Origin of the sequence: Zavarzinia sp. CC-PAN008, from assembly GCF_051903925.1 — a bacterium.
Classification (GTDB): domain Bacteria; phylum Pseudomonadota; class Alphaproteobacteria; order Zavarziniales; family Zavarziniaceae.
Window position 1 is genome coordinate 2,364,843 of record NZ_CP173678.1, and the last position, 20,022, is coordinate 2,384,864.

Genomic DNA, 20,022 nt, shown 5'->3' on the forward strand with positions numbered 1-20,022 from the left:
CCTGTTCCGCCTCCCCAAACTCGGGCTGTAGCGCCGTGTGGCAGCCCCCTTTTGAGTGAAGAAAATATAGCTGACTCTAATTTGGATGTCACCAGTAAACGCCGTCAGATGCTCAAAATCGCGCCAAGTTGCCCAGCGCGTGTGCGTATGCGAGATGTGGAATTGTGCATCGCAGCATGGATGTTTCCAGAATCCGCGGATGGCACTTCACGCACTACTTCCGCTTTGCGCCTGAAATGGCCCCAGTCGCTGCTGCACGATGAGTCTCCTGGATCGATCAGATCGCAGGAAACGTGGGCGTTATTGGCATGACCATTGTGGGCATCGTGCTGCGTTGCAGTGGTCGGGCGCCTGTCAAGGCGCACCGCCCGATGCTCAGCGCGGCAGGACGGCCGAGATGGGGGGCGTGTCGCCGCCTTCGACCCGGGCTTCGCGCGCGGCGATCTGCCAGTCCGCCCATTGGCTGGAGTTGAACAGGCCGCGCTGGATCGCCTTGGTCTTCCAGGTGACGATCGTCTCCGCCGGCACGTCCAGGGCCGTTGCCAGTTCCTGGACGTTGGCGAAGTCGCCGCTGGCCAGCATCGCGCGCAGCCGGATCAGTGGTTCATCGTCCAGGGACTCCGTGTCCCAATAGGGCCGGCCCTGCTCGTCCTGGTGCATGGACGCGGTGATCGGGCCGATCTCGATACCCTTCAGGTTGCGCATCTTCTCCCAGGTCAGCACCCAGCGGGCGCCCTGCGTCGGGCTGTAGTCCGCCGGCCGCGTCAGGCTCAACCGGCCATCCAGGATGACTTCCTTCATCGTTGCCGGGGCCTGGGGGCCGGAGCGGTCGACATGGTGCACGATCAGCACCGCGGTCCGGCGCTTGCGCAGTTCGATCAGAGAATCCTGAAGGTTGGACCAGTAGACGCTTTCGTCCTCGTCGCCGCTGCGCATGGTCGTCGCCAGGCTGTCGATCACCACCAGGTCGTGGCCCCGCGCCCGTTCCATCAGCACCGCCAGGCCGTCCTGCGTCGCCAGGTCGGGGAAGGGCACGCCGATCGGCTGGCTGGTGGCCGCGAACAGGTGGAAATTGTCCAGTCCCGCCCGCACGTCGCCCTGCAGGTCGCGCCGGCTGGCCGCGACGATGCCGGCCATGCGGTCCTGGAAGTCCCAGTCTGCCATCTCGCCGTCCAGGTACAGGACGCGGCGCGGACGCCGCACGTTCCAGCCCAGGAACTCGCCGCCGCAGGCCAGCGCCCAGGCGACGTTCAGCGCAAAGAACGTCTTTCCCACCCCCGCCGCGGCATGGACCATCCAGATCTCGCCCTCGCGCAGCCACGGCGCCAGAAGCATTTCGGGCATGCCAATGCGGGCGGCTGCCAGCTCGCCCAGCGTCAGGATTCGGTACTGCTCGGATGCGGAGCTGCTGCGGGTCAGGTCGGGCACGAGCGTGACTATAGTTGCAGCGGCGTGGCGCCGCTACGATGCCGGCGGCCAAGGGATCAACGAGGACGGGAGGCGGCGCGATGCTCGAAGGCGTGCGCGTGGTGGAACTGGCAAGCTACATCGCGGCCCCGGCGGCGGGCTGCATGCTGGCCGACTGGGGGGCGGAGGTGATCAAGGTCGAGCCACCGGGTGGCGATCCGATCCGCAAGTTCATGGACAATGTGGGGGCCAGCGGCATCGCGGAAAACCCGGTCTTCGAACTCGACAATCGCGGAAAGCGGTCGATCGCCATCGACATCCGGTCCGAAGGCGGGGCAGAGGTCATGCGCCGTCTGGTGGCGCAGGCCGACGTCTTCCTGACCAACGTGCGCCCGGCGGCCCTGGCCAGGGCAGGGCTCGACTGGGCCCAGGTCAGCGCCCGCCACCCGCGCCTGATCTATGCCAGTGTGACCGGCTATGGCCTGGACGGACCGGAAAAGGATCGTCCCGGCTTCGACCTGGCGGCGTTCTGGTCGCGTGCCGGTCACGGCCGACTGACCACGCCAAAGGGACAGGAACCGATCCCGATGCGGACCGCGGTCGGCGACCATACGACCGGCATCGCCATGGCCAGCGGGATCGCCGCCGCACTCTATGCGCGCGAGAAGACAGGCAAGGGGCGGCTGGTCGAGACATCGCTGCTGCGCACCGGGATCTACTGTCTGGGCTCGGACCTGTCGCTGCAGTTGCGCTTCGGACGCGTGGCATCGACCCGGACGCGCGACCAGGCGCCCAGTCCGCTGAACTCGTTCTATCGCACGCAGGACGGCAACTGGCTGGTCATGCTGACCCGCCATGCGCAGGACGACTGGCAGCGCATCGCGAACGCTGTCGGCATGCCGGAGTTGACGGGGGACCCCCGCTTCCGCACGCCGCGCGACCGCAAGGTGAATGCGGCGGAACTCATTGCCCTTCTGGACAGCCTGTTCGACGAGCGCCCGCTGGAGGAATGGGCTAGGCGGCTGGACGAGCAGGATCTGGTCTGGGCGCCCGTGCAGTCGCCGGAGCAGGTTGCGAACGATCCCCAGGCCAATGCGGCGGGCGCGTTCGTCGAGATTCCGGGGGCAGGGGGGGCGGCGTCGTTCCGGTCGATCGCGACACCGGTGAAATTCCACGGCGTCGATACCGGGCCGCAGGGCCCATCGCCAACGGCGGGTGAGCACACCGATTCGGTGCTGGGGCGCCTTGGCTATACGGCGGAGGAGGTGGCGGCACTGCGCAGCACCCGGTCGGTCGCCTGATCGCTGGGCCGCGCCAAGACTTACGCCGCTCAGGCCTCGATGGTCGGGGCTGGTGGCGCGATCGTCGGGCTGGCCTCGGCGGCGTTGCGGATGCGCACCGGCCGTCGCCGCCCGCGCGCGAACCCTACGCCAAGAAGGCCCATCAGAATGATCAGCAGGACGACCGGGGTCGACATCGGTTTCTTGCTTCCTAGAGGAGGGCGGGTCTGGCGGGGCCGGTGACCGGCCCCGCCAGGGATGAAACGCGGCGGGTGGCGCCGCGTTCCGCTTCAGATCAAAGCCAGAAATACGGGGCGCGGTAGTAGTCGTGGACGCGCGTCCCCCATTCCCGGTTTTCCCAGTCGACCGTTTCGCCACGGCCGAACATCGGGGCGTTCTTCAGCTGCTCCTTGTCGAGATTGACCAGGTAGCCGCCCATCTGGGTGTCGTAGCTGAGCACGCTCCACGGCATGGCGTGATACTTCTCGCCAATGCCCAGGAAGCCGCCGAACGACATGACGGCATAAGCAACCTTGCCCGACATCTTGTCGATCATGATGTTGTCGATCGCGCCCAGGCGATCGCCGGCGCGGTTGTACACGGCCGTTCCTTCGACCTTGTCGGCAGCGATCAGGTGAGACGTCTCGCGCCGGTTCAGTTCGTCCTGGGTGCGGGGCGTGGTCGACATCATTCTACTCCTTCACAAGTGTTCCGTGCCTGATTAAGGCAGCGAACCGAAGGAGGTTCCCGGGCGCCACATGCCCGCGCCAGGGCTCAGGCCGGGCGGTCGCCCTGGATGGTGGCGCGGTGCATCACACGCCGGTTCGTGCCGTAGTCGGCCAGGGCGTAGTGCAGCGTGCTGCGGTTGTCCCAGATCGCCAGCGACCCCGGACGCCACTTCCACCGGCAGGCGAATTCCGGCCTTTGCACATGCGCGAACAGGAAGCGCAACACTGCGTCGCTCTCGGTGCCCGTCAGCCCCTCGATCTCGCGGGTGAAGGACTCGTTGACGAAAAGGCAGCGCTCCCCCGTCTCGGGGATCGTACGCACGACGGGATGCCGGACGGGCGGGTTGGCGCGCCGGGCCGCCTGCCAGCGGGCGTCTTCCTCTGGCGTCGCGTCGCGCGGGCGGGGAAAGCCGCGCGGCATGTCCAGGTCGTGGACCGCATGCAGCCCGTCCAGGAACACCTGCATGGCGGGCGACAGGGCGCGATAGGCCGCGACCATGTTGGCCCACATCGTGTCGCCGCCGACGTCCGGCACCGTGACCGCGAGCAGAGCGGAGCCCAGCGGCGGGGCCGCGGTGAAGGTCATGTCGGCATGCCAGACATCACTGTCCTGGCGCCGGTTGGCCCCTGTTTCCAGCACGATGATCTCAGGGATGCCTGGCACATGCTGGTAGATCGGATGCGGCAGCAGCGGGCCGAACAGCGCGGCAAAGTCGCGATGCTGCGCTGGCGAGATGTCCTGGTCCTCGAAAAAGAGAACCTGATGGCGCACGAGCGCCTGTCGCAGGCGGCTTTGGGCCTCCGGCGAAGGTGGCGCTGCGACATCCAGGCCACGGACCACGACGCCGAGGCTGGGACTGACGGGATCGAGGGCAAGGGTCATGCCGGCGATGCTAGCAGCCACCTTGTGTGCAACTGCGAAAAATTCATTGATGCCAAGCACCGGCTGCGCTTGTCCGGGTGGCGCGCCTGTCGACCCATCGTGCGCGGCGCTTTGTCCGCCGCTGGCTCTCGGTTAGGGTTTGCGGCGCGCCCATCACGGGGGCGCGAGGCTTGACGAGGGACCGACGTGAACGTTCGAACTATCGCTGTGGCCACGGCCGCGCTGGCATGCGGGGCGCTGGGCTTTTCCGGTGCGACGCTGGCACAGGCCGCCGCCCCCGCAGCACCCGCTGGCCTGAAGGTCGAATTGAACAAGCTGGAGGACAAGCCTGAGGGCTGCCGCGCCTACATGGTGTTCGAGAACCCGACGGACGCGGAATACCAGACATTCCGCCTGGATCTGGTCCTGTTCGCCGGCAGCGGCGAGATCGCCCGTCGCATCGCGGTCGATGCCGGCCCGCTTCGCGCCAACAAGACGACGGTCAAGCTGTTCGACCTGACGGGCCTTGCCTGCACCGGCATCGGTTCGATCCTGCTGAACGACGTGGCGCCCTGCGCCAGCGCCGGGGGCGAGGTTGCGGACTGCGTCTCGCGCGTGACAACGGCATCGCGCCTGGACGTCAAGTTCCAGAAGTAGACCTTCTTCCCCCGCCTGGCGGGATCAGAAAGGCTCCCTGAACGGACGCAGGTCCAGTTCGAAGGTCCAGGTGGTGTGCGGTTGGCGGTGCAGCTGCCAATACGCTTCGGCAATGTCGTCGGGGTCGAGGAGTCCGCCCTCGCCCTTGGCCTCGACCATTGCCGGGGCTGCCTTGTGCAGTTTCTCGCCATCGATGCCGCCATCGATGACCACGTGGGCCACGTGGATGTTGGCCGGGCCGAACTCCCGCGCCATGGACTGGGCGATGGCGCGCAGGCCTGCCTTGGCCGCGGCAAAGGCGGTGAATGGCGGCCGGCTGCGCAGCGACGCCGTGGCGCCAGTGAACAGGATCGAGCCGCGACCCGCCGGGACCATGGTGCGCGCCGCCTCGCGCCCCACGAGGAAGCCGCCAAAGCACGCGACCCGCCATACCGTCTCGAAGAACGCGGCATCCATCGTGCGGAAGTCGTGGGGCGCGTTGTTGCCGGCGTTGAAGACGACGATTTCGGGTGGCCCGCCACCGATCTGGTGGGCGGTCCGGAACAGGGCGGCCACGTCGCCCTCGTCCGTCGTGTCCAGCGTGATCGCCGTGGCGTCGCGACCGCGGTCGCTGAGGGCATCGACCACCGCCTGCACGCGCCGGGTGGTGCGCCCGGCGGCCAGGACGTGAAGTCCCTCCCGCGCGAAGCGCCGGCACAAGGCCGCCCCCAATCCGGCATGAGCGCCCACGCCGACCACGATGGCCGTGCCTTTCGCTGCCATGGCTTCCCTCCATCCCCGATTGTCCCGGGGTTGGGAAAACTGTAGCGGCGGGGGGGCAAAACAAAAGGCCCTCCGCGCGGTCGCGCGAAGGGCCTTGAGGAACGACGGTCCGGTGGGCTGGGCGATGCCAGGCCCGCCGGGTTGCGACGCTCAGAGGGTCAAGCGCTTAGCGCCAGACCGGCTTGCCCATGTTGACCTGGTCGGGGCGGGTCAGGGCGCCGGCCGCGGCACCCGCCACGCCACCGGCGATCGCGCCGGCCGCGGGGTTGCCACCGATGGCGCCCAGGGCCGCGCCGCCGGCCGCACCGATCGCGCCGCCGCTGAGCGCGCGGTCGCCGGTGGAGTAGCCGCAGGCGCCCAGCGACAGGGCCAGAGCAACAGCGCCGGAAAGTGCGACGATCCTGGACATGATGAGAACTCCTTCTGCCGTTTTCGGGTTGTTGAGCTATCCGATGCCGACCAGAACGGCGATGACTGCACCCGGTTCCCAGGAATTTGTGCGTTCGTCATCAGCGGCGCGGTCGACCTCTCCCGCGGGCTTCGCGCGACTGTTATTGGGGCCATGTCAATGGCGTTGTGACTTCCGATCACGGAAGGATCACAGTCTTGACGCTGGAACAAAGCCATCCGTGTGCCATTTACAACACCAGACGAATTATTGAACGGATGGCGGAGGCGCAGATGAAGAGGATCCTGATCTCCGGTGCGGTGCTTGCTTTCCTCGCCGGCCCGGCTTTTGCCGGCTCGCTCGACCAGCAGCCGGCCCAGGCGGGTGCCGCCAGCGGCGTGACCGCGCCGGATCGCGACTTTCCGCGGATCGAGCCCAATCGCTACCTGCCCGCGACCGAAGGTGGCCTGAACCTTGTCATCGACGGCTGGCGCGAGCGGGTCGCGGACTATGAGAACGGGCGCGCCGCGCAGCCCAGCGAAAGCCGCAGTGCCAATGCTGCCGCGCTGAGCCACGCGCTGGCCGAGGTCGAACTGCGCCGGGCCCTGCTGGCCAGCGCCGATGCCGACTCCTATGCCGACGCGCGCAGTGCGCTGGACCAGGCGCTGGAGGACATGGCCATCGTCTGGGACGCGGTGTCGGTCCAGACCTGATTCCGTCGCCCGAAAGGCGAGATGGAAGGGGGCGGCGTCATGCGGGCGCCGCCCCCTTTGTCTTTCCGGAGTCACTTGCCGGCGCCGTCCGGCCTAGACGGCGAGTTCGACCCAGGCCGGCGTGTGATCGGAGGGGCGGTCGAACCCGCGGGGCGTCTTGTCGACGCCAGCGGCCATCAGGCGGTCTGCGGCCTGGGGTGAGAGCAGCAGGTGATCGATCCTCAGGCCCTGGTCGCGCTGCCAGCGGCCGGCCTGGTAGTCCCAGAACGTATAGAGATGGGGAGAGGGGTCGAGCGCCCGCACCGCATCGGTGAAGCCCAGGTTGCACAGGGCGCGGAAATGCTGTCGCGTCTCGGGCCTGCACAGGGCGTCATTGGCCCATCCGACGGGGTCGTACACGTCGAGATCGGTCGGGCAGCAATTGTAGTCGCCGCCAAGCACGAGGATCTCCTCATGGCGGAGCAGCGTCGCGGCATGCGCCCGCAGCCGCTCCATCCAGCCCAGCTTGTAGGGAAACTTCTCCGTCTCGACCGGATTGCCGTTGGGCAGGTAGATCGACGCCACGCGCACCGCATGGGCGCCGGCATCCACGACCGCCTCGACATAGCGGGACTGCTCCTCTCCCCCGGGGCTGCCGGGCAGGCAGTCGAGCTCCACCGTCATCGGGAATTTCGAGAGGATGGCGACGCCGTTATAGGTCTTCTGGCCGACGACGGCCAGGTTGTAGCCGGCATCCTCGATATCGGTCCGCGGAAACTTCTCGGTCTCGACCTTGATCTCCTGCAGCAGGACGACGTCGGGGGCCGCCTGCTTCAGCCAGCCGAGCAGCAGCGGCAGGCGGACCTTGATCGAATTGACGTTGAACGTCGCGATCCGCACGGCGCGCGCGTCCGGCTCAGACCGCGAAGGACGAGCCGCAGCCGCAGGACGAGGTGGCGTTGGGGTTCTTCACCTGGAAGGACGCGCCCATCATGTCCTCGACAAAGTCGACGACCGAGCCCTTGAGCAGGTCGAGCGAGACGGAATCGACCAGAACTGTCGCGCCGTTGCGGGCCACCACGAGGTCGTCATCCATCGTCGTGTCATCGAACGAGAAGTTGTAGGAAAACCCGGAGCATCCGCCCCCCGTCACGGCGATGCGGAGCTTCAGGCCGGGTCCTCCGTCCTCGGCGATCAGTTCGACGATGCGCCGCGCGGCGCTGTCCGTCAGGTCGATCGTCGCTGGGCGGTCCAGGGTATCTGCGTCGCTCATGAAGCTGTTCCTTTGCGGCCGCGTGGCTGGGCCCGGCGGCCTGACGTCGTGCCCAAGACTTAAGGTCCGGCGGCCCCAAGTCAATCGGCCACCTGACCGGCATCGACTGCGTGCCGCCAAGCCGTGCCTTGAATGCGCCATGGCAGCCGATTAGGGTCCGCCGCGATGAGCGTGGCGCAACCCGGAAGTGCCGATCCCGTCGCCCCGGCCCCCGCTGGCCCGCGGGCGCCCTTTGCCACGCGCCCCGCGCACTCGCGCGGGCGCCGCCTGGCCGAGGCGGAGAGCCCCACGCGGACCGTCTTCCAGCGCGACCGCGATCGCATCCTGCACGCCGCGGCGTTCCGCCGGCTGCAGCACAAGACGCAGGTCTTCGTCTATCACATCGGCGATCACTATCGCACCCGGCTGACCCATTCGCTGGAAGTCGCCCAGATCACGCGCTCGATCTGCCGGACGCTGGGCCTGGACGAGGACCTGGGCGAGGCGCAGGCCCTGGCCCATGACCTGGGCCATCCGCCCTTTGGCCATGCGGGGGAGGATGCGCTGGACCGCGCGATGCAGCCCTATGGCGGCTTCGACCACAATGCGCAGACGCTGCGCATCCTGACCCGTCTTGAGCACCGCTATGCCGGGTTCGATGGGCTGAACCTGACCTGGGAAATGCTGGAAGGGGTGGTGAAGCACAATGGCCCGCTGCTGGGCCCGCTGGTGACGGGCAAGAGCGCCCGGCGTGCCGTCCCCCAGCCCATCCTCGACTATGTCGCGGAACACGACCTGGAACTGTCCACCCATGCGGGGCCCGAGGCACAGGTCGCGGCGATCAGCGACGACATCGCCTATAACAATCACGACATCGACGACGGCCTGCGCGCGGGCCTGTTCGCGATCGACGACCTGCACGCGGTCCCCCTGGTCGGCGGCGTGTTCGAGGGCGTCGCCAGGGCCTATCCGGGGATCGAACCCTCCCGCCTGATCCATGAGAGCGTGCGCCGCCTGATCTCGATCATGGTCGAGGACGTCATCGTCGAGACGCGGCGCCGCATCGTCGCGGCCGAGGCCGTCCGCGGCCCCTTGCGCGGGCCGGAGGACGTGCGCGCCCTGGATCGTCCGCTCGTCGCCTTCTCGGACGCGATGCGGGCGCATGACGCGGCGCTGAAGGCGTTCCTGCGCACCCATATGTATTCGCACTGGAAGGTCAATCGCATGACCTCCAAGGCGCGGCGGGTGGTGACGGCCCTGTTCAACCTGCTGCTGGACGAACCCGGCTGCCTGCCCCAGGAATGGCGCGCACGGGCGGGCGCGCCGGGGGATGCCCGGACCGCGCGCCTTGTCGCTGATTTCATTGCGGGGATGACCGACCGCTTTGCCCTGGCGGAACACGCCCGCCTGTTCGACCTTTCGGAATAGTCACGATGAACCTGTTTGCCGAGATCCTGGGCCTGGTGCGCGAGGCGGTGGCCGCCCTGGTCGCCGATGGCGTGCTGCCCGCTGGCCTGTCGCTGGACGCGATCACCGTCGAGCCGCCGCGCGATCCCGAGCACGGCGACATCGCGACCAACGCGGCCATGGCCCTGGCCAAGCCAGCGAAGCGCAATCCTAAGGAGATCGCGACGGCCCTGGCCGCGCGGCTGGAGGCCGACCCGCGCGTGACGCGGGCCGAGGTGGCGGGTCCCGGCTTCGTCAACCTGCGGCTGGAGCGCGCGATCTGGCTTGCCCGGCTGGGGGAGGTGCTGGAGCAGGGGGCGGGCTATGGCCGCTCCACGCTTGGCGGCGGGGCCAGGGTGAATGTCGAGTATGTCTCCGCCAACCCCACGGGCCCGCTTCATGTCGGGCATTGCCGAGGCGCCGTGTTCGGCGACGCACTGGCCAACCTGCTGGTCTTTGCCGGCTGGGAGGTGACGCGCGAGTACTACATCAACGACGGCGGCGCCCAGGTCGATGTCCTGGCCCGCTCGGTCTACCTCCGCTATCGCGAGGCCCTGGGCGAGGCGATCGGCGAGATTCCTGAGGGGCTCTATCCCGGCGACTATCTGGTGCCCGTCGGCCAGGCCCTGGCCGAGCGGGATGGCGGGCGCTGGCTGGAGGTGCCGGAAGCGGACTGGCTGCCGGCGATGCGCGACTTCGCGGTCGAGCGGATGATGGACCTGATCCGCGACGACCTGGCGGTGCTCAACATCCGACATGACGTCTTCTCGTCCGAGAAGGCGGTCTATGACGGTCGCATCGATGCGGCACTGGAGGCGCTGGAGGCGCAGGGCCTGATCTATACCGGCGTGCTGGAGCCGCCCAAGGGCAAGGCGCCTGACGACTGGGAGCCGCGGCCCCAGGTCCTGTTCAAGGCAAGCCAGTTCGGCGACGACACCGACCGGCCGCTGAAGAAGTCGGACGGGTCGTGGACCTATTTCGCGGCCGACATCGCCTATCACTACGACAAGGTGGTGCGCGGCTTCCTGGAGATGATCGACATCTTCGGCGCCGACCATGGCGGCTATGTCAAGCGGATGAAGGCGGCCGTGGCCGGCCTGACCGAGGCCAAGGCCGACCTGGACATCAAGCTGGTGCAGCTGGTGAAGCTGTTCCGGGGGGGCGAGCCCTATAAGATGTCCAAGCGCGCCGGCACCTTCGTCACCCTGCGCGACGTGGTGGACGAGGTCGGCGCGGACGTCGTCCGCTTCATGATGCTGACGCGCAAGAACGATGCCGCGCTGGACTTCGACTTTGTCAGCGTCACGGAACAGTCGAAGGACAATCCCGTCTTCTATGTGCAGTACGCCCATGCGCGGGTGCGGTCGGTCATGCGCCAGGCTCAGGAGACGATGCCGGGTCTGGGACAGGACCGCGCCGCCCTGCGCGGGGCCGACTTCAAGCGCCTGGAATCGCCGCATGAACTGGCCCTGATCAAGCGGCTGGTGTCGTGGCCGCGGCTGGTCGAATCGGCGGCACTTGCACATGAGCCCCACCGAATCGCCTTTGCGCTCTATGATCTGGCAGCGGACCTGCATGGACTGTGGAATCGCGGCAAGGACGATCCGGCCCTGCGCTTCCTGGTGGCGGAGGATGCGGAGCTGACCCGCGCCCGCCTTGCCCTGATCCAGGCGGTCGCCGATGTGATAGCCGCGGGCCTGGGTATCCTGGGCGTCGTCCCGGCGGAGGAGATGCGTTAGCCATGTCGCTGGAGCTCGATCCGGACGATGCGATCCCCAAGCGGCCGCATGGCGATGGCGGGTCCGGGATCAAGCCGTTGCGGATCGTCCTGGGCCTGGCCGTGCTGGGCGTGGTGTTCTGGGTCGGCTACAGCTATGCCACCCGCGATACGCTGCCCCAGGATGGCGACGTCCCCCTGATCACGGCCGAGGCCGGACCGATCCGCCGCGCGCCGGAGGATCCGGGCGGGCGCGAGGTGCCGGGCCGCGATCGCCAGATCTATCGCATGCTGGACGGCAGCCAGCCGGCCGGGGCGGAGAACATCCTGCCTGGGCCGGAACCCGTGGCCCCCATGCCGGAGCAGCCCCTGCCGTTGCCGCCGCCCGCCCCCGGGAGCGAGGCCGCAGCACCCCAGCCGGCGCCCGTCGTGACCGCGCCGCCGCCCGGTCTTCCGCCACCCCCGCCGCCGACCGAGGCCCGGCCCGATGCAGCGGCGCGCCGTCCCGCCGCGCCGCCGCCTGCCGAACTGCCCCTGGAGGAAGAGGACGACGTCCCCCCCGCCGCGGCGGAGGCGGCCCCCGTGCCTGCGCCCGAGGCAGCCGCGCCATCGGTGCCGACCCCCGTCGCCCCGGTGCCGGTTGCCCCGGTGCCCGCCGCGCCGCTCCCCTCCCAGGTGGACCAGGCGGCCGCGCCGCCGGCGGGGATACCCGGCCTGCCACCGGGGACCAACACTGCGGCACCGGCTGAGGCCGCCGCGGCGGAGGCGCCGCCCGTTCGGCCGGCTCCGCGCCCGGCACCCCGCCCGGCTCCCCCGCCCGAGGTCGCGGCGCCTGCCAGTCCGCCCGCGTCCAGTGCGCCTGCCGCCGCTCCCCCCACCTCGCCGACACCTGCCCCGGCCGGTCAGCCGCAGCAGCAGGCCGCCGTGGCGCGCCCGCCGGCGTCCGCGTCGACCGGATCGGCCGACGGCGTGATGGTCCAGTTGGCGGCGCTGCGCGACGTCGATTCGGCCAAGGCGTCCTGGGCCCGGCTGCAGCGGGCCCATCCTGACCTTCTGGGCCGCTATGGCTCGATCATCGAACCTGTCACCGTTGGCGGGAACCGCCTCTATCGCCTGCGCGTCGGCATGCTGCCCGACCGCGCCGCGGCGGAGCGGCTGTGCGCCGACCTCAAGGCCCGGAGCCTGGACTGTGCCGTCGTCCGCTGACGTCCCGAAACGCGAAACCCTGCGACCTGAGCCGCCGCGCGCGATCGTCATCGGCTGTTCCGGCCCGACGCTGGAGGCGAACGAGCGCGAGCTGCTGCGCAGCCTGGATCCGCTGGGCTTCATCCTGTTCGCGCGCAATGTGGTCGACGCCCCGCAGGTGCGCGCCCTGACGGCCGACCTGCGCGAGACGGTCGGGCGCTCCGACGCGCCCATCCTGATCGACCAGGAAGGCGGCCGGGTGCAGCGCCTGAAGCCACCCGGCTGGGCCGCCCTGCCGCCGCAGAACGCGATCGGCGGCATGGCCGATGGGGCGGGCGAGGCGGCGTGGCTGCTGGGCCGCCTGATCGCCGCGCAGCTGCAGCCGCTGGGCATCGACGTCGCCTGTGCGCCGGTGGTCGACCTGGCCCTGCCGGAGGGGCATGGCGTGATCGGCGACCGGGCCTTTGGCGGCGATCCGGCGCTGGTCGCCGAACTGGCCGCCGCCGTGGCCGAAGGCCTGCTCGATGGCGGCGTGCTGCCCATCGTGAAGCACATTCCCGGCCATGGCCGGGCGCCCGCCGACAGTCACCATGCCCTGCCCTTGGTCCATACCGAACTGGGCGTGCTGGAACGCACCGACTTCGCGCCGTTCCGCAAGCTGGCCCACCTGCCGGTCGCCATGACCGCGCATGTGGTCTACAGCGCCATCGATCCGGAGGCGCCGGCCACCACCTCCGCTACCTTGATCGAGGATGTGATCCGCGAGTGGATCGGCTTTGACGGCGTGCTCCTGTCCGACGACATCGGCATGAACGCGCTCTCCGGATCGCTGCCGGCGCGCACGCGCGCGGCGCTCGAGGCGGGTTGCGACGTGGTCCTGCATTGCAGCGGCCGCGTCGACGAGCTGGAAGACATCCTGGACGTGGTGCCGCGCCTGGATGCCGACGCCGTGCGCCGGCTGCGTGCGGCCGACCGTGCGCGACGCAGCCCCCGACCCTTCGATGCCGAGCGTGGCCTGGCCCGGCTGCACGAGCTGCTGCAGACGGCCGTGGCCTGATGCGGCGGCCCGCCGGCTAGGGCCGCCATGGCCCAGATCGACGCACCGTTCGAGGATCCACCGCGGCAGCCCGCGGTCGATCCGGAGGCGCTGCTGGTCGACCTGGGCGGATTCGAAGGGCCGCTGGACGTTCTGCTGGTCCTGGCACGCGGCCAGAAGGTCGACCTGCGACAGATCTCGATCCTGGCCTTGGCCGAGCAGTACCTGGCCTTTGTCCTGGATGCCAAGCGGCGGCGCCTGGAACTGGCGGCCGACTACCTTGTGATGGCGGCTTGGCTTGCCTACCTGAAGTCGCGGCTGCTGCTGCCCGAAAAGCCCAAGGAAGGCGAGCTTTCGGCCCAGGACATGGCGGATCGCCTGGCCCGGCAGCTGGCCCGGCTGGAGGTCTTGCGCCGGGTGGCGGGCCGCCTGATGGCGCGGCCGCAGCTGGGGCGCGAGGTCTTCGCCCGCGGCGCGCCGGAGCCAGTGGAGGTGACGCGCAACACGTCGTGGCATTGCACCCTGCACGACCTGCTCCAGGCCTATGCCCGGCAGCGCCTGCGTCCCGTCGATGCGCCGTTCCAGGTGGGCGCGCCCATCCTCTACTCGATCGAGGCGGCACTGGACCGCCTGTCCCTGCTGATCGGCGAGAGCCTGGACTGGCTGACGCTGGAGCATTTCCTGCCGCCGGAGCTCCAGGGCGCGCAGGGCTGGCGCGCCGGGATCGCCGGCACGCTCGCCGCCAGCCTGGAACTGGCCAAGCAGGGCGTGATCGAGCTGCAGCAGGACCACGCCTTTGGCCCCATCCGCATAAAGCGGGTGGACGGGCGCGGGCGCTCCGGCGCATAGGCGGATCTCATGAAGGCCGAACTGCGGATCATCGAGGCGCTGCTGTTCGCCAGCCCCCAGCCGCTGGACCGCGCCACCCTGGCCCGCGCCCTGCCGGCCGGAACCGACCTGCGGCCGCTGCTGGACGAACTGCGCCGGCATTACGAGGGGCGCGGCGTGGTCCTGGCCGAGGTCGGCGGCGCCTTCACTTTCCGCACGGCACCGGACCTTGCCTTCCTGCTGCGGCGGGAGGAGGCGGAGCAGCGCCGCCTGTCCCGCGCGGCGGTCGAGACGCTGGCGGTGATAGCCTATCACCAGCCCATCACCCGGGCGGAGATCGAGCAGATCCGCGGGGTCGGCCTGTCGCGCGGCACGCTGGACGTCCTGATGGAGGCGGAATGGGTAACCCCCAAGGGCCGGCGCGAGACCCCGGGCCGCCCCTTGGAATACGTGACGACGCAAGGTTTCATGGCGCATTTCGGGCTGGCCAGCCTGAAGGACCTGCCAGGGCTGGAGGAGCTCAAGGCCGCCGGCTTCGACGGCACGGGCGCGCCGCTGGCCGAGAACAGCTCCACGCTCCCCGACCCCCCGCCCGACGACGAGCTCCTCCTGTGACGCCCATCGAATTCCGACGCCTCGCCAGCGCCGCTCTTCTAGCCCTCCCCCCTCGCGGGGGAGGGTTGGGTGGGGGGGCGTTTCCGCCGGAGCCTTCATCTGACGGGGAGCACCGGCGTCCAGGCCCCCCCATCCCAACCTTCCCCCGCGAGGGGGGAAGGGGCAACGACGCGTGCCTGTGATGGACACACTCTCCCTCAAGGCGGCGCGGCGGATCGCGATCGCGGCGCAGGGGCTGGCGGAGCCACGGCCCGTGGCACCCACCGCGCGCCATGTGCGCCGCACGATCGAGCGGCTCGGCCTGCTGCAGATCGATTCGGTCAGCGTGCTGGCCCGCGCCCACTACCTGCCGCTGTTCTCGCGCCTGGGCCCCTATGACCGCGAGCACCTGGAGGCGGCGGCCTGGGGCCGGCCGCGCCACCTGTTCGAGTACTGGGCGCACGAGGCATCGCTGCTGCCGCTGCGCTTCCAGCCGCTGCTGCGCTGGCGGATGGCGGCCGCGCGCGATGGCCAGGGCATCTATGGCGGTCTGGCCCGATTCGCGGCCGAGCGCCGACCCTATGTCGACCAGGTCCTGGACGAAATCGTGAAGCGCGGCCCCACCATCGCCTCCGACTTGGACGGCGAGAAGGGGGAGGGCGGCTGGTGGGGCTGGAGCGAGCGCAAGCGGGCGCTGGAATGGCTGTTCTGGGCAGGCCACCTGACCACCGCCACGCGCCGCGGCTTCGAGCGTGTCTATGACCTGCCCGAGCGCGTGATCCCCCGCGCGATCCTGGAGACGCCGACGCCGACCCGCGCGGACGCCGAGCGGGCGCTGCTGCTGCATGCGGCCGAGGCGCTGGGCGTCGCCACCGCCGGCGACCTGCGCGACTATTTCCGGCAGGGGCCGGAGGCGGCCAAGGCCCGCCTGCCCGAACTGGTCGAGATGGGCGCCCTGGTCCCGGTCAAGGTCGAGGGCTGGAGTCAGCCCGCCTTCCTGCATGCTGAGGCGCGCAAGCCGCGGCGGGTGGAGGCGCGGGCTCTCCTGGCGCCGTTCGATCCGCTGGTCTGGGAACGCTCACGGACCGAGCGCCTGTTCGACTTCCACTACCGGCTGGAGATCTACACGCCTCAGCACAAGCGCGTGCACGGCTACTACGTGCTACCCTTCCTCCTGGGCGAGCACCTGGTGGCGCGCGTCGACCTGAAGGCCGATCGCGCCGCCGGGACCCTGCGCGTGCACGCGGCGCATGCCGAACCCCATGCCCCGCCCCATACGGCAGAGGCTCTGGCCCTGGAATTGCGGGCGATGGCAGACTGGCTGGGCCTGGAACGTGTCGCCGTCACCCCTGCCGGCGACCTGGGCCTGGCCCTGGCCGAGGCGGTGCTGGCCCGCTGACCCGTTCCGCCGACACCCGTCGGGACGGCGCGCCTCGAAGCATCAGCGGGCCGGCTGCCACAGCGCGTGCGGGCCGATGTCGGCCATGGTGCGGCAGCCGGTCAGGGCCATCGCAACCTCCAGCTCGACCCGCAGGATGGTCAGCATGTGGATCACGCCGACGGCGCCCGCCACGGCCAGGGCGTGGACGATGGGCTGCCCGATCATTACGGCGCGCGCGCCCAAGGCCAGGGCCTTGAGCACGTCGGTGCCGCGCCTGATGCCACCGTCCACGATCAGCGGCAGCTGCCCTGCGACCGCGGGAGCGATGGCCCGCAGCGACTCGAGGCTGGCCGGCAGGGTGTCCAGCGCCCGGCCACCATGGTTCGAGACGACGATGCCGTCGACACCCAGCGTCAGCGCCTTCAGCGCATCGTCGGGATGCGTGATTCCCTTCAGCAGCAAGGGCAGGCGAGTGGCATCGCGCAGCCAGGCGATATCGTCCCAGGTCGGCGCGCGGTCCAGCATGCCCCTGAAGACCGGGCTCTGGCCGGGACCCGCCTGCGGCGTCACCGGTCTGATGCCGTCCAGGTTCACCGGCCGGCAGTCGTGCGGAAGGCGGAAGGCGGCCCGCTGCTCGGCATTGCGCACCCCGTTGACGGGCGTATCGACCGTGACGACCAGGGCACGGAACCCGGCTTGCTCCGCCCGCCGCACCAGACCAAGCGAATCCCGGCGTTCGGCCTGGAAATAGAGCTGGAACCACAGCGGCCCCTGGGCGGACGCGGCCACGTCCTCCAGCAGGGTGCTGGACTGCACGCTCAGGGTCATCAGGACGCGCGCCGCTGCCGCACCCAGCGCGGTCGCCAGTTCGCCGTCCGGATGGGCCAGCCGCTGATAGGCGACGGGCGCAAGGATCACCGGCAGGTCGAGCTGGAGGCCGAGCAGCTCCAGTGCCGTGTTCGCCCCCTTCATGTCGACCAGGACGCGGCCCGCCAGTTCCAGGGCGTCGAACGCCTGCCGGTTGCGGCGCCGGGTCAGGCCGTCGCCGCCAAAGCCCGTCAGATAGGCCCAGGCCGCCTCGGGCAGGCGCGCCTTCGCGTGGCGCTCATAATCCTCAAGCGCCACGCAATCGGCCGGGACCATGGGTTCCTGGATTCTGACCTGGCTCACCGGACCGCCGCAGGATACGGACGCATCAGGGGTAGCGGACTTCCGGGGGAAGGGACATCAGGATCGCCTCGGTATTGCCGCCGGTCTTGAGGCCGAACAGCGTGCCCCGGTCATAGAGCAGGTTGAACTCGACATAGCGGCCGCGGCGGACCAGCTGGTGCTCGCGCTGCGCTTGCGTCCAGGGCCGGTTCATGTGTCGCGCGACCAGCCGGGGATAGACGTCCAGGAACGCGAGGCCGACGTCCTTCACGAACTGGAAATCGGTGTCGAAACCCCGGTCCGTCCACAGATTGTCGAAGAAGATGCCGCCGACGCCCCGCGGCTCGTTGCGGTGGGGCAGGAAGAAATACTCGTCGCACCACTTCTTGTAGCGCGGGTAGTACGCCGGATCGTGCGCGTCGCAAGCACCCTGGAGTGCGGCGTGGAAATCGGCCGTATCCTGCTCGTCGGGCACCATCGGCGTCAGGTCGGCCCCGCCGCCGAACCAGCGCTTGGTGGTCACGATGTGACGCGTGTTCATGTGCACCGCTGGCACCAGGGGCGACTGCATGTGCGCCACCAGGCTGATGCCGCTGGCCCAGAAGCGGGGATCGCTGTCCGCCCCCGGCATCGACTTGGCAAAGTCGGAAGAGAACTCGCCCCACACGGTTGAGACGTTGACGCCCACTTTCTCGAACACGCGGCCCTTCATCACCGACATGACGCCGCCGCCGCCGCCCGGGCGGTCCCAGGCCTTGCGCTCGAACCGCCCGGCTGGACGGTCGCGCAAGGGCCCCTCGTAGCTGTCCTCCAGCGCCTCGAAGGCCGCGCAGATCCGGTCGCGCAGGCTGGTGAACCAGGCGCTGGCCGTTGCCTTCGTATCCTCACTCATGCCGTATCCCCTCGTGCCGCCGCGCGGCGTCCTCCGCCCGGGCGATGCGGCCGGCGAAGCGGTCCCGTCAGCGCCCGGCTGAAGACTGTCACAACGCTCGGCATCAAGCAGCGAAATCAGGTCTCCGCCCAGCGTCGCAGCAGGTTGTGATAGAGCGCGGTCAGGCGCAGCACCTGGGCATCGCCCTGGCCCCGCTCCACCGACAAGGCCTGGATCGTCTGGTCCAGTTCGAACAGCGCGGCGCGGTCCTCGTCCTGGCGGACCAGGCTCTGGACCCAGAAGAACGACGCGACGCGTACCCCCCGCGTCACCGGCGTCACATGGTGCAGGCTGCCCGAGGGGTAGAGCACCATGTGGCCCATGGGCATCTTTACCTCGTGCGTCCCGTAGTGGTCCTGCACCACCAGCACGCCGCCCTCGTACTCGTCGGGCTCGGCCAGGAACAGGGTCGCGGACAGGTCTGTGCGGACACGGACACTGGTCCCCCGGACCGGCCGGATCGCATTGTCGACATGCGCGCCGAAATGCTGGCCGCCGGCGTAGCGGTTGAACAGGGGCGGATAGATCTTCAGCGGCAGGGCGGCCGAGATGAACAGGGGCGTGGCGGCCAGGACGTCCAGCAGGGCATTGCCCATCTGCTGGGCGACGGGGCTGCCCTCGGCCAGTTGCATGTTGCGCTTCACCAGGGCGGACTGGCTGCCGGCGGTGGCGTTTCCGTCGATCCATTCGGCCCGGTCCAGGCTGTCGCGGCACTGCCGCGCCTGGGTGGCACTCAGCACGTCGGGAATCGAGATCAGCATCGGCCCGCGTCGCTCACCGGGAAAGGGCAGGGCAGCGATAGTGCGAATGCGAATGGGATGCAAGTATCGGGAGGGCGGTGAGCGTGGCGCCGCGCTGTTGCGGGCATGGCGCATTGTTGCGCCAGATCATCGCGGGGCCTGCCGAATGCGGCGTGCCTGACGGCGCCGGTGGGGGAGGGCGATTCCCTGGCTGCCGGTGAATCAGGCCGCGTTGGCGGCACCACAGGCCCTTCCTGTGCCGTTTTCGCGGGCCCCGCGGCCACACCGGCGCCAGCGTTCAAGCCCATGTCATCGCTGGGGGATTGAAACCGGGCGGGCATGCCACCATGCTGCGGCAGCGTGTCACTACGGAGCACGCGCGCACCATGACAGATTGCGGGCGCGCGTAGAGCAGCATTTGGAGCGAATGATGGCGGCGACCGGGGCCTCGGCCGGAAAAACGGGAGCGCACGGCGGGCCGGAACCGACCCGTCGTGACTTTCTGTATATTGCTACCGGTGCGATGGCGGCGGTTGGCGCAGCGGCGGCCGCGTGGCCGTTCATCGACCAGTGGAACCCCTCTGCCGACGCGCTCGCGCTGTCGACGACCGACGTCACCCTGACGCCGATCGCCGAGGGCCAGACGGTCACCGTGTTCTGGCAGGGCAAGCCCACCTTCGTGCGCCACCGCACCGCGGCCGAGATCAAGGAGGCGGAGGACACCCCCATGTCCGACCTGCCGGATCCGCAGGCGGACAAGGACCGGGTCAAGCCGAACGAGGCCGAATGGCTGGTCGTGATCGGCGTCTGCACCCACCTGGGCTGCGTGCCGGTCTCGAACGCCGGTGATTTCGGCGGCTGGTTCTGCCCCTGCCACGGGTCGCACTACGATACGTCGGGTCGCATCCGCAAGGGTCCGGCGCCGGCCAACCTGCCCGTGCCGACCTACGCCTTCACGTCCCCGACAACCATCCGCATCGGCTGATC

22 protein-coding genes are annotated in these 20,022 nt (G+C 69.6%); 11 read left to right on the top strand and 11 right to left on the bottom strand.

Annotated elements, in window-relative coordinates; translation table 11 throughout:
• Window positions 1–375 precede the first annotated feature (375 nt).
• The gene (locus tag ACI6GS_RS11095) at window positions 376–1,428 is read right to left on the bottom strand and encodes an AAA family ATPase (RefSeq protein WP_439817858.1); all 1,053 of its coding nucleotides are present in this window, start codon (window positions 1,426–1,428) and stop codon (window positions 376–378) included.
• Between the two features lie 80 nt (window positions 1,429–1,508).
• Between ACI6GS_RS11095 and ACI6GS_RS11100 the strand changes: the two genes are divergently transcribed.
• Window positions 1,509–2,708 (top strand): CaiB/BaiF CoA transferase family protein, encoded by a 1,200-nt coding sequence (locus tag ACI6GS_RS11100; RefSeq protein ID WP_439817859.1) that lies wholly within the window; start codon window positions 1,509–1,511, stop codon window positions 2,706–2,708.
• 29 nt (window positions 2,709–2,737) lie between these two features.
• Here ACI6GS_RS11100 and ACI6GS_RS11105 read toward each other — a convergent pair whose 3' ends face one another.
• The 3 genes from ACI6GS_RS11105 to tauD form a co-directional block, all read right to left on the bottom strand.
• Window positions 2,738–2,884: a hypothetical protein gene (locus ACI6GS_RS11105; RefSeq protein WP_439817860.1), complete on the bottom strand. Its 147-nt coding sequence runs from the start codon at window positions 2,882–2,884 to the stop codon at window positions 2,738–2,740.
• Window positions 2,885–2,982: 98 nt separating this feature from the next.
• Window positions 2,983–3,375, bottom strand: a complete 393-nt coding sequence (locus tag ACI6GS_RS11110; protein WP_439817861.1) for a PRC-barrel domain-containing protein — start codon at window positions 3,373–3,375, stop codon at window positions 2,983–2,985.
• A gap of 86 nt (window positions 3,376–3,461) precedes the next feature.
• Window positions 3,462–4,298, bottom strand: coding sequence for a taurine dioxygenase (tauD, locus tag ACI6GS_RS11115; RefSeq protein WP_439817862.1), 837 nt, complete (start codon window positions 4,296–4,298; stop codon window positions 3,462–3,464).
• Window positions 4,299–4,484: 186 nt separating this feature from the next.
• On the opposite strand from tauD, the gene ACI6GS_RS11120 reads away from it, so the two are divergent.
• The gene (locus ACI6GS_RS11120) at window positions 4,485–4,934 is read left to right on the top strand and encodes a Tat pathway signal sequence domain protein (protein ID WP_439817863.1); all 450 of its coding nucleotides are present in this window, start codon (window positions 4,485–4,487) and stop codon (window positions 4,932–4,934) included.
• A 24-nt stretch (window positions 4,935–4,958) separates the two neighbouring features.
• On the opposite strand, the gene ACI6GS_RS11125 is transcribed toward ACI6GS_RS11120, so the two are convergent.
• Both ACI6GS_RS11125 and ACI6GS_RS11130 read right to left on the bottom strand, forming a co-directional pair.
• A complete protein-coding gene (locus ACI6GS_RS11125; protein WP_439817864.1) occupies window positions 4,959–5,696 on the bottom strand; it encodes an SDR family NAD(P)-dependent oxidoreductase in 738 nt (245 codons plus the stop codon).
• A gap of 166 nt (window positions 5,697–5,862) precedes the next feature.
• On the bottom strand, window positions 5,863–6,105 hold the full coding sequence (locus tag ACI6GS_RS11130; protein ID WP_439817865.1) for a hypothetical protein: 243 nt from the start codon (window positions 6,103–6,105) through the stop codon (window positions 5,863–5,865).
• Between the two features lie 272 nt (window positions 6,106–6,377).
• Here ACI6GS_RS11130 and ACI6GS_RS11135 point away from each other — a divergent pair, with 272 nt between their 5' ends.
• Window positions 6,378–6,797 (top strand): hypothetical protein, encoded by a 420-nt coding sequence (locus ACI6GS_RS11135; protein WP_439817866.1) that lies wholly within the window; start codon window positions 6,378–6,380, stop codon window positions 6,795–6,797.
• Between the two features lie 93 nt (window positions 6,798–6,890).
• On the opposite strand, the gene ACI6GS_RS11140 is transcribed toward ACI6GS_RS11135, so the two are convergent.
• Both ACI6GS_RS11140 and erpA read right to left on the bottom strand, forming a co-directional pair.
• On the bottom strand, window positions 6,891–7,676 hold the full coding sequence (locus ACI6GS_RS11140) for an exodeoxyribonuclease III (protein ID WP_439817867.1): 786 nt from the start codon (window positions 7,674–7,676) through the stop codon (window positions 6,891–6,893).
• A gap of 16 nt (window positions 7,677–7,692) precedes the next feature.
• Complete coding sequence (gene erpA, locus ACI6GS_RS11145; protein WP_439817868.1) at window positions 7,693–8,049, bottom strand: iron-sulfur cluster insertion protein ErpA; 357 nt, start codon at window positions 8,047–8,049, stop codon at window positions 7,693–7,695.
• Window positions 8,050–8,214: 165 nt separating this feature from the next.
• Between erpA and ACI6GS_RS11150 the strand changes: the two genes are divergently transcribed.
• The 7 genes from ACI6GS_RS11150 (at window position 8,215) to ACI6GS_RS11180 (ending at window position 16,233) form a co-directional block, all read left to right on the top strand.
• Entirely contained in the window at window positions 8,215–9,456 is a 1,242-nt protein-coding gene (locus tag ACI6GS_RS11150) for a deoxyguanosinetriphosphate triphosphohydrolase (RefSeq protein ID WP_439817869.1), read from the top strand.
• A 5-nt stretch (window positions 9,457–9,461) separates the two neighbouring features.
• On the top strand, window positions 9,462–11,213 hold the full coding sequence (gene argS, locus ACI6GS_RS11155; protein ID WP_439817870.1) for an arginine--tRNA ligase: 1,752 nt from the start codon (window positions 9,462–9,464) through the stop codon (window positions 11,211–11,213).
• Window positions 11,214–11,215: 2 nt separating this feature from the next.
• The gene (locus ACI6GS_RS11160) at window positions 11,216–12,397 is read left to right on the top strand and encodes an SPOR domain-containing protein (protein ID WP_439817871.1); all 1,182 of its coding nucleotides are present in this window, start codon (window positions 11,216–11,218) and stop codon (window positions 12,395–12,397) included.
• Entirely contained in the window at window positions 12,381–13,433 is a 1,053-nt protein-coding gene (gene nagZ / locus ACI6GS_RS11165) for a beta-N-acetylhexosaminidase (protein WP_439817872.1), read from the top strand. The genes ACI6GS_RS11160 and nagZ overlap by 17 nt, the downstream gene beginning before the upstream one ends.
• Window positions 13,434–13,460: 27 nt before the next feature.
• Window positions 13,461–14,261 (top strand): segregation and condensation protein A, encoded by an 801-nt coding sequence (locus ACI6GS_RS11170; protein WP_439817873.1) that lies wholly within the window; start codon window positions 13,461–13,463, stop codon window positions 14,259–14,261.
• A 9-nt stretch (window positions 14,262–14,270) separates the two neighbouring features.
• On the top strand, window positions 14,271–14,855 hold the full coding sequence (gene scpB / locus ACI6GS_RS11175) for an SMC-Scp complex subunit ScpB (RefSeq protein WP_439817874.1): 585 nt from the start codon (window positions 14,271–14,273) through the stop codon (window positions 14,853–14,855).
• 181 nt (window positions 14,856–15,036) lie between these two features.
• A complete protein-coding gene (locus ACI6GS_RS11180; protein ID WP_439817875.1) occupies window positions 15,037–16,233 on the top strand; it encodes a winged helix-turn-helix domain-containing protein in 1,197 nt (398 codons plus the stop codon).
• Between the two features lie 42 nt (window positions 16,234–16,275).
• Here the strand turns inward: ACI6GS_RS11180 and ACI6GS_RS11185 are convergent, their stop codons facing one another.
• The 3 genes from ACI6GS_RS11185 to ACI6GS_RS11195 form a co-directional block, all read right to left on the bottom strand.
• Window positions 16,276–17,385 carry an alpha-hydroxy acid oxidase gene (locus ACI6GS_RS11185; protein WP_439817876.1) on the bottom strand — a complete coding sequence of 370 codons (1,110 nt, stop codon included), beginning with the start codon at window positions 17,383–17,385 and terminating at the stop codon, window positions 16,276–16,278.
• A gap of 25 nt (window positions 17,386–17,410) precedes the next feature.
• Window positions 17,411–18,256: an oxygen-dependent coproporphyrinogen oxidase gene (gene hemF, locus ACI6GS_RS11190; protein ID WP_439817877.1), complete on the bottom strand. Its 846-nt coding sequence runs from the start codon at window positions 18,254–18,256 to the stop codon at window positions 17,411–17,413.
• A 116-nt stretch (window positions 18,257–18,372) separates the two neighbouring features.
• Window positions 18,373–19,056: a Fe2+-dependent dioxygenase gene (locus ACI6GS_RS11195; protein WP_439817878.1), complete on the bottom strand. Its 684-nt coding sequence runs from the start codon at window positions 19,054–19,056 to the stop codon at window positions 18,373–18,375.
• A 409-nt stretch (window positions 19,057–19,465) separates the two neighbouring features.
• Here ACI6GS_RS11195 and petA point away from each other — a divergent pair, with 409 nt between their 5' ends.
• Window positions 19,466–20,020 (top strand): ubiquinol-cytochrome c reductase iron-sulfur subunit, encoded by a 555-nt coding sequence (gene petA, locus ACI6GS_RS11200; protein ID WP_439817879.1) that lies wholly within the window; start codon window positions 19,466–19,468, stop codon window positions 20,018–20,020.
• Window positions 20,021–20,022: the final 2 nt, after the last annotated feature.

Excerpts from the sequence above, each read along its gene's own strand:
- ACI6GS_RS11100 (WP_439817859.1), top strand. The coding sequence starts at position 1,509 with ATGCTCGAAGGCGTGCGCGTGGTGGAACTGGCAAGCTACATCGCGGCC.
- ACI6GS_RS11105 (WP_439817860.1), bottom strand. The coding sequence starts at position 2,884 with ATGTCGACCCCGGTCGTCCTGCTGATCATTCTGATGGGCCTTCTTGGC.
- ACI6GS_RS11110 (WP_439817861.1), bottom strand. The coding sequence starts at position 3,375 with ATGTCGACCACGCCCCGCACCCAGGACGAACTGAACCGGCGCGAGACG.
- tauD (WP_439817862.1), bottom strand. The coding sequence starts at position 4,298 with ATGACCCTTGCCCTCGATCCCGTCAGTCCCAGCCTCGGCGTCGTGGTC.
- ACI6GS_RS11125 (WP_439817864.1), bottom strand. The coding sequence starts at position 5,696 with ATGGCAGCGAAAGGCACGGCCATCGTGGTCGGCGTGGGCGCTCATGCC.
- ACI6GS_RS11130 (WP_439817865.1), bottom strand. The coding sequence starts at position 6,105 with ATGTCCAGGATCGTCGCACTTTCCGGCGCTGTTGCTCTGGCCCTGTCG.
- ACI6GS_RS11135 (WP_439817866.1), top strand. The coding sequence starts at position 6,378 with ATGAAGAGGATCCTGATCTCCGGTGCGGTGCTTGCTTTCCTCGCCGGC.
- erpA (WP_439817868.1), bottom strand. The coding sequence starts at position 8,049 with ATGAGCGACGCAGATACCCTGGACCGCCCAGCGACGATCGACCTGACG.
- ACI6GS_RS11150 (WP_439817869.1), top strand. The coding sequence starts at position 8,215 with ATGAGCGTGGCGCAACCCGGAAGTGCCGATCCCGTCGCCCCGGCCCCC.
- argS (WP_439817870.1), top strand. The coding sequence starts at position 9,462 with ATGAACCTGTTTGCCGAGATCCTGGGCCTGGTGCGCGAGGCGGTGGCC.
- ACI6GS_RS11160 (WP_439817871.1), top strand. The coding sequence starts at position 11,216 with ATGTCGCTGGAGCTCGATCCGGACGATGCGATCCCCAAGCGGCCGCAT.
- ACI6GS_RS11170 (WP_439817873.1), top strand. The coding sequence starts at position 13,461 with ATGGCCCAGATCGACGCACCGTTCGAGGATCCACCGCGGCAGCCCGCG.
- scpB (WP_439817874.1), top strand. The coding sequence starts at position 14,271 with ATGAAGGCCGAACTGCGGATCATCGAGGCGCTGCTGTTCGCCAGCCCC.
- ACI6GS_RS11180 (WP_439817875.1), top strand. The coding sequence starts at position 15,037 with ATGGACACACTCTCCCTCAAGGCGGCGCGGCGGATCGCGATCGCGGCG.
- hemF (WP_439817877.1), bottom strand. The coding sequence starts at position 18,256 with ATGAGTGAGGATACGAAGGCAACGGCCAGCGCCTGGTTCACCAGCCTG.
- ACI6GS_RS11195 (WP_439817878.1), bottom strand. The coding sequence starts at position 19,056 with ATGCTGATCTCGATTCCCGACGTGCTGAGTGCCACCCAGGCGCGGCAG.
- petA (WP_439817879.1), top strand. The coding sequence starts at position 19,466 with ATGGCGGCGACCGGGGCCTCGGCCGGAAAAACGGGAGCGCACGGCGGG.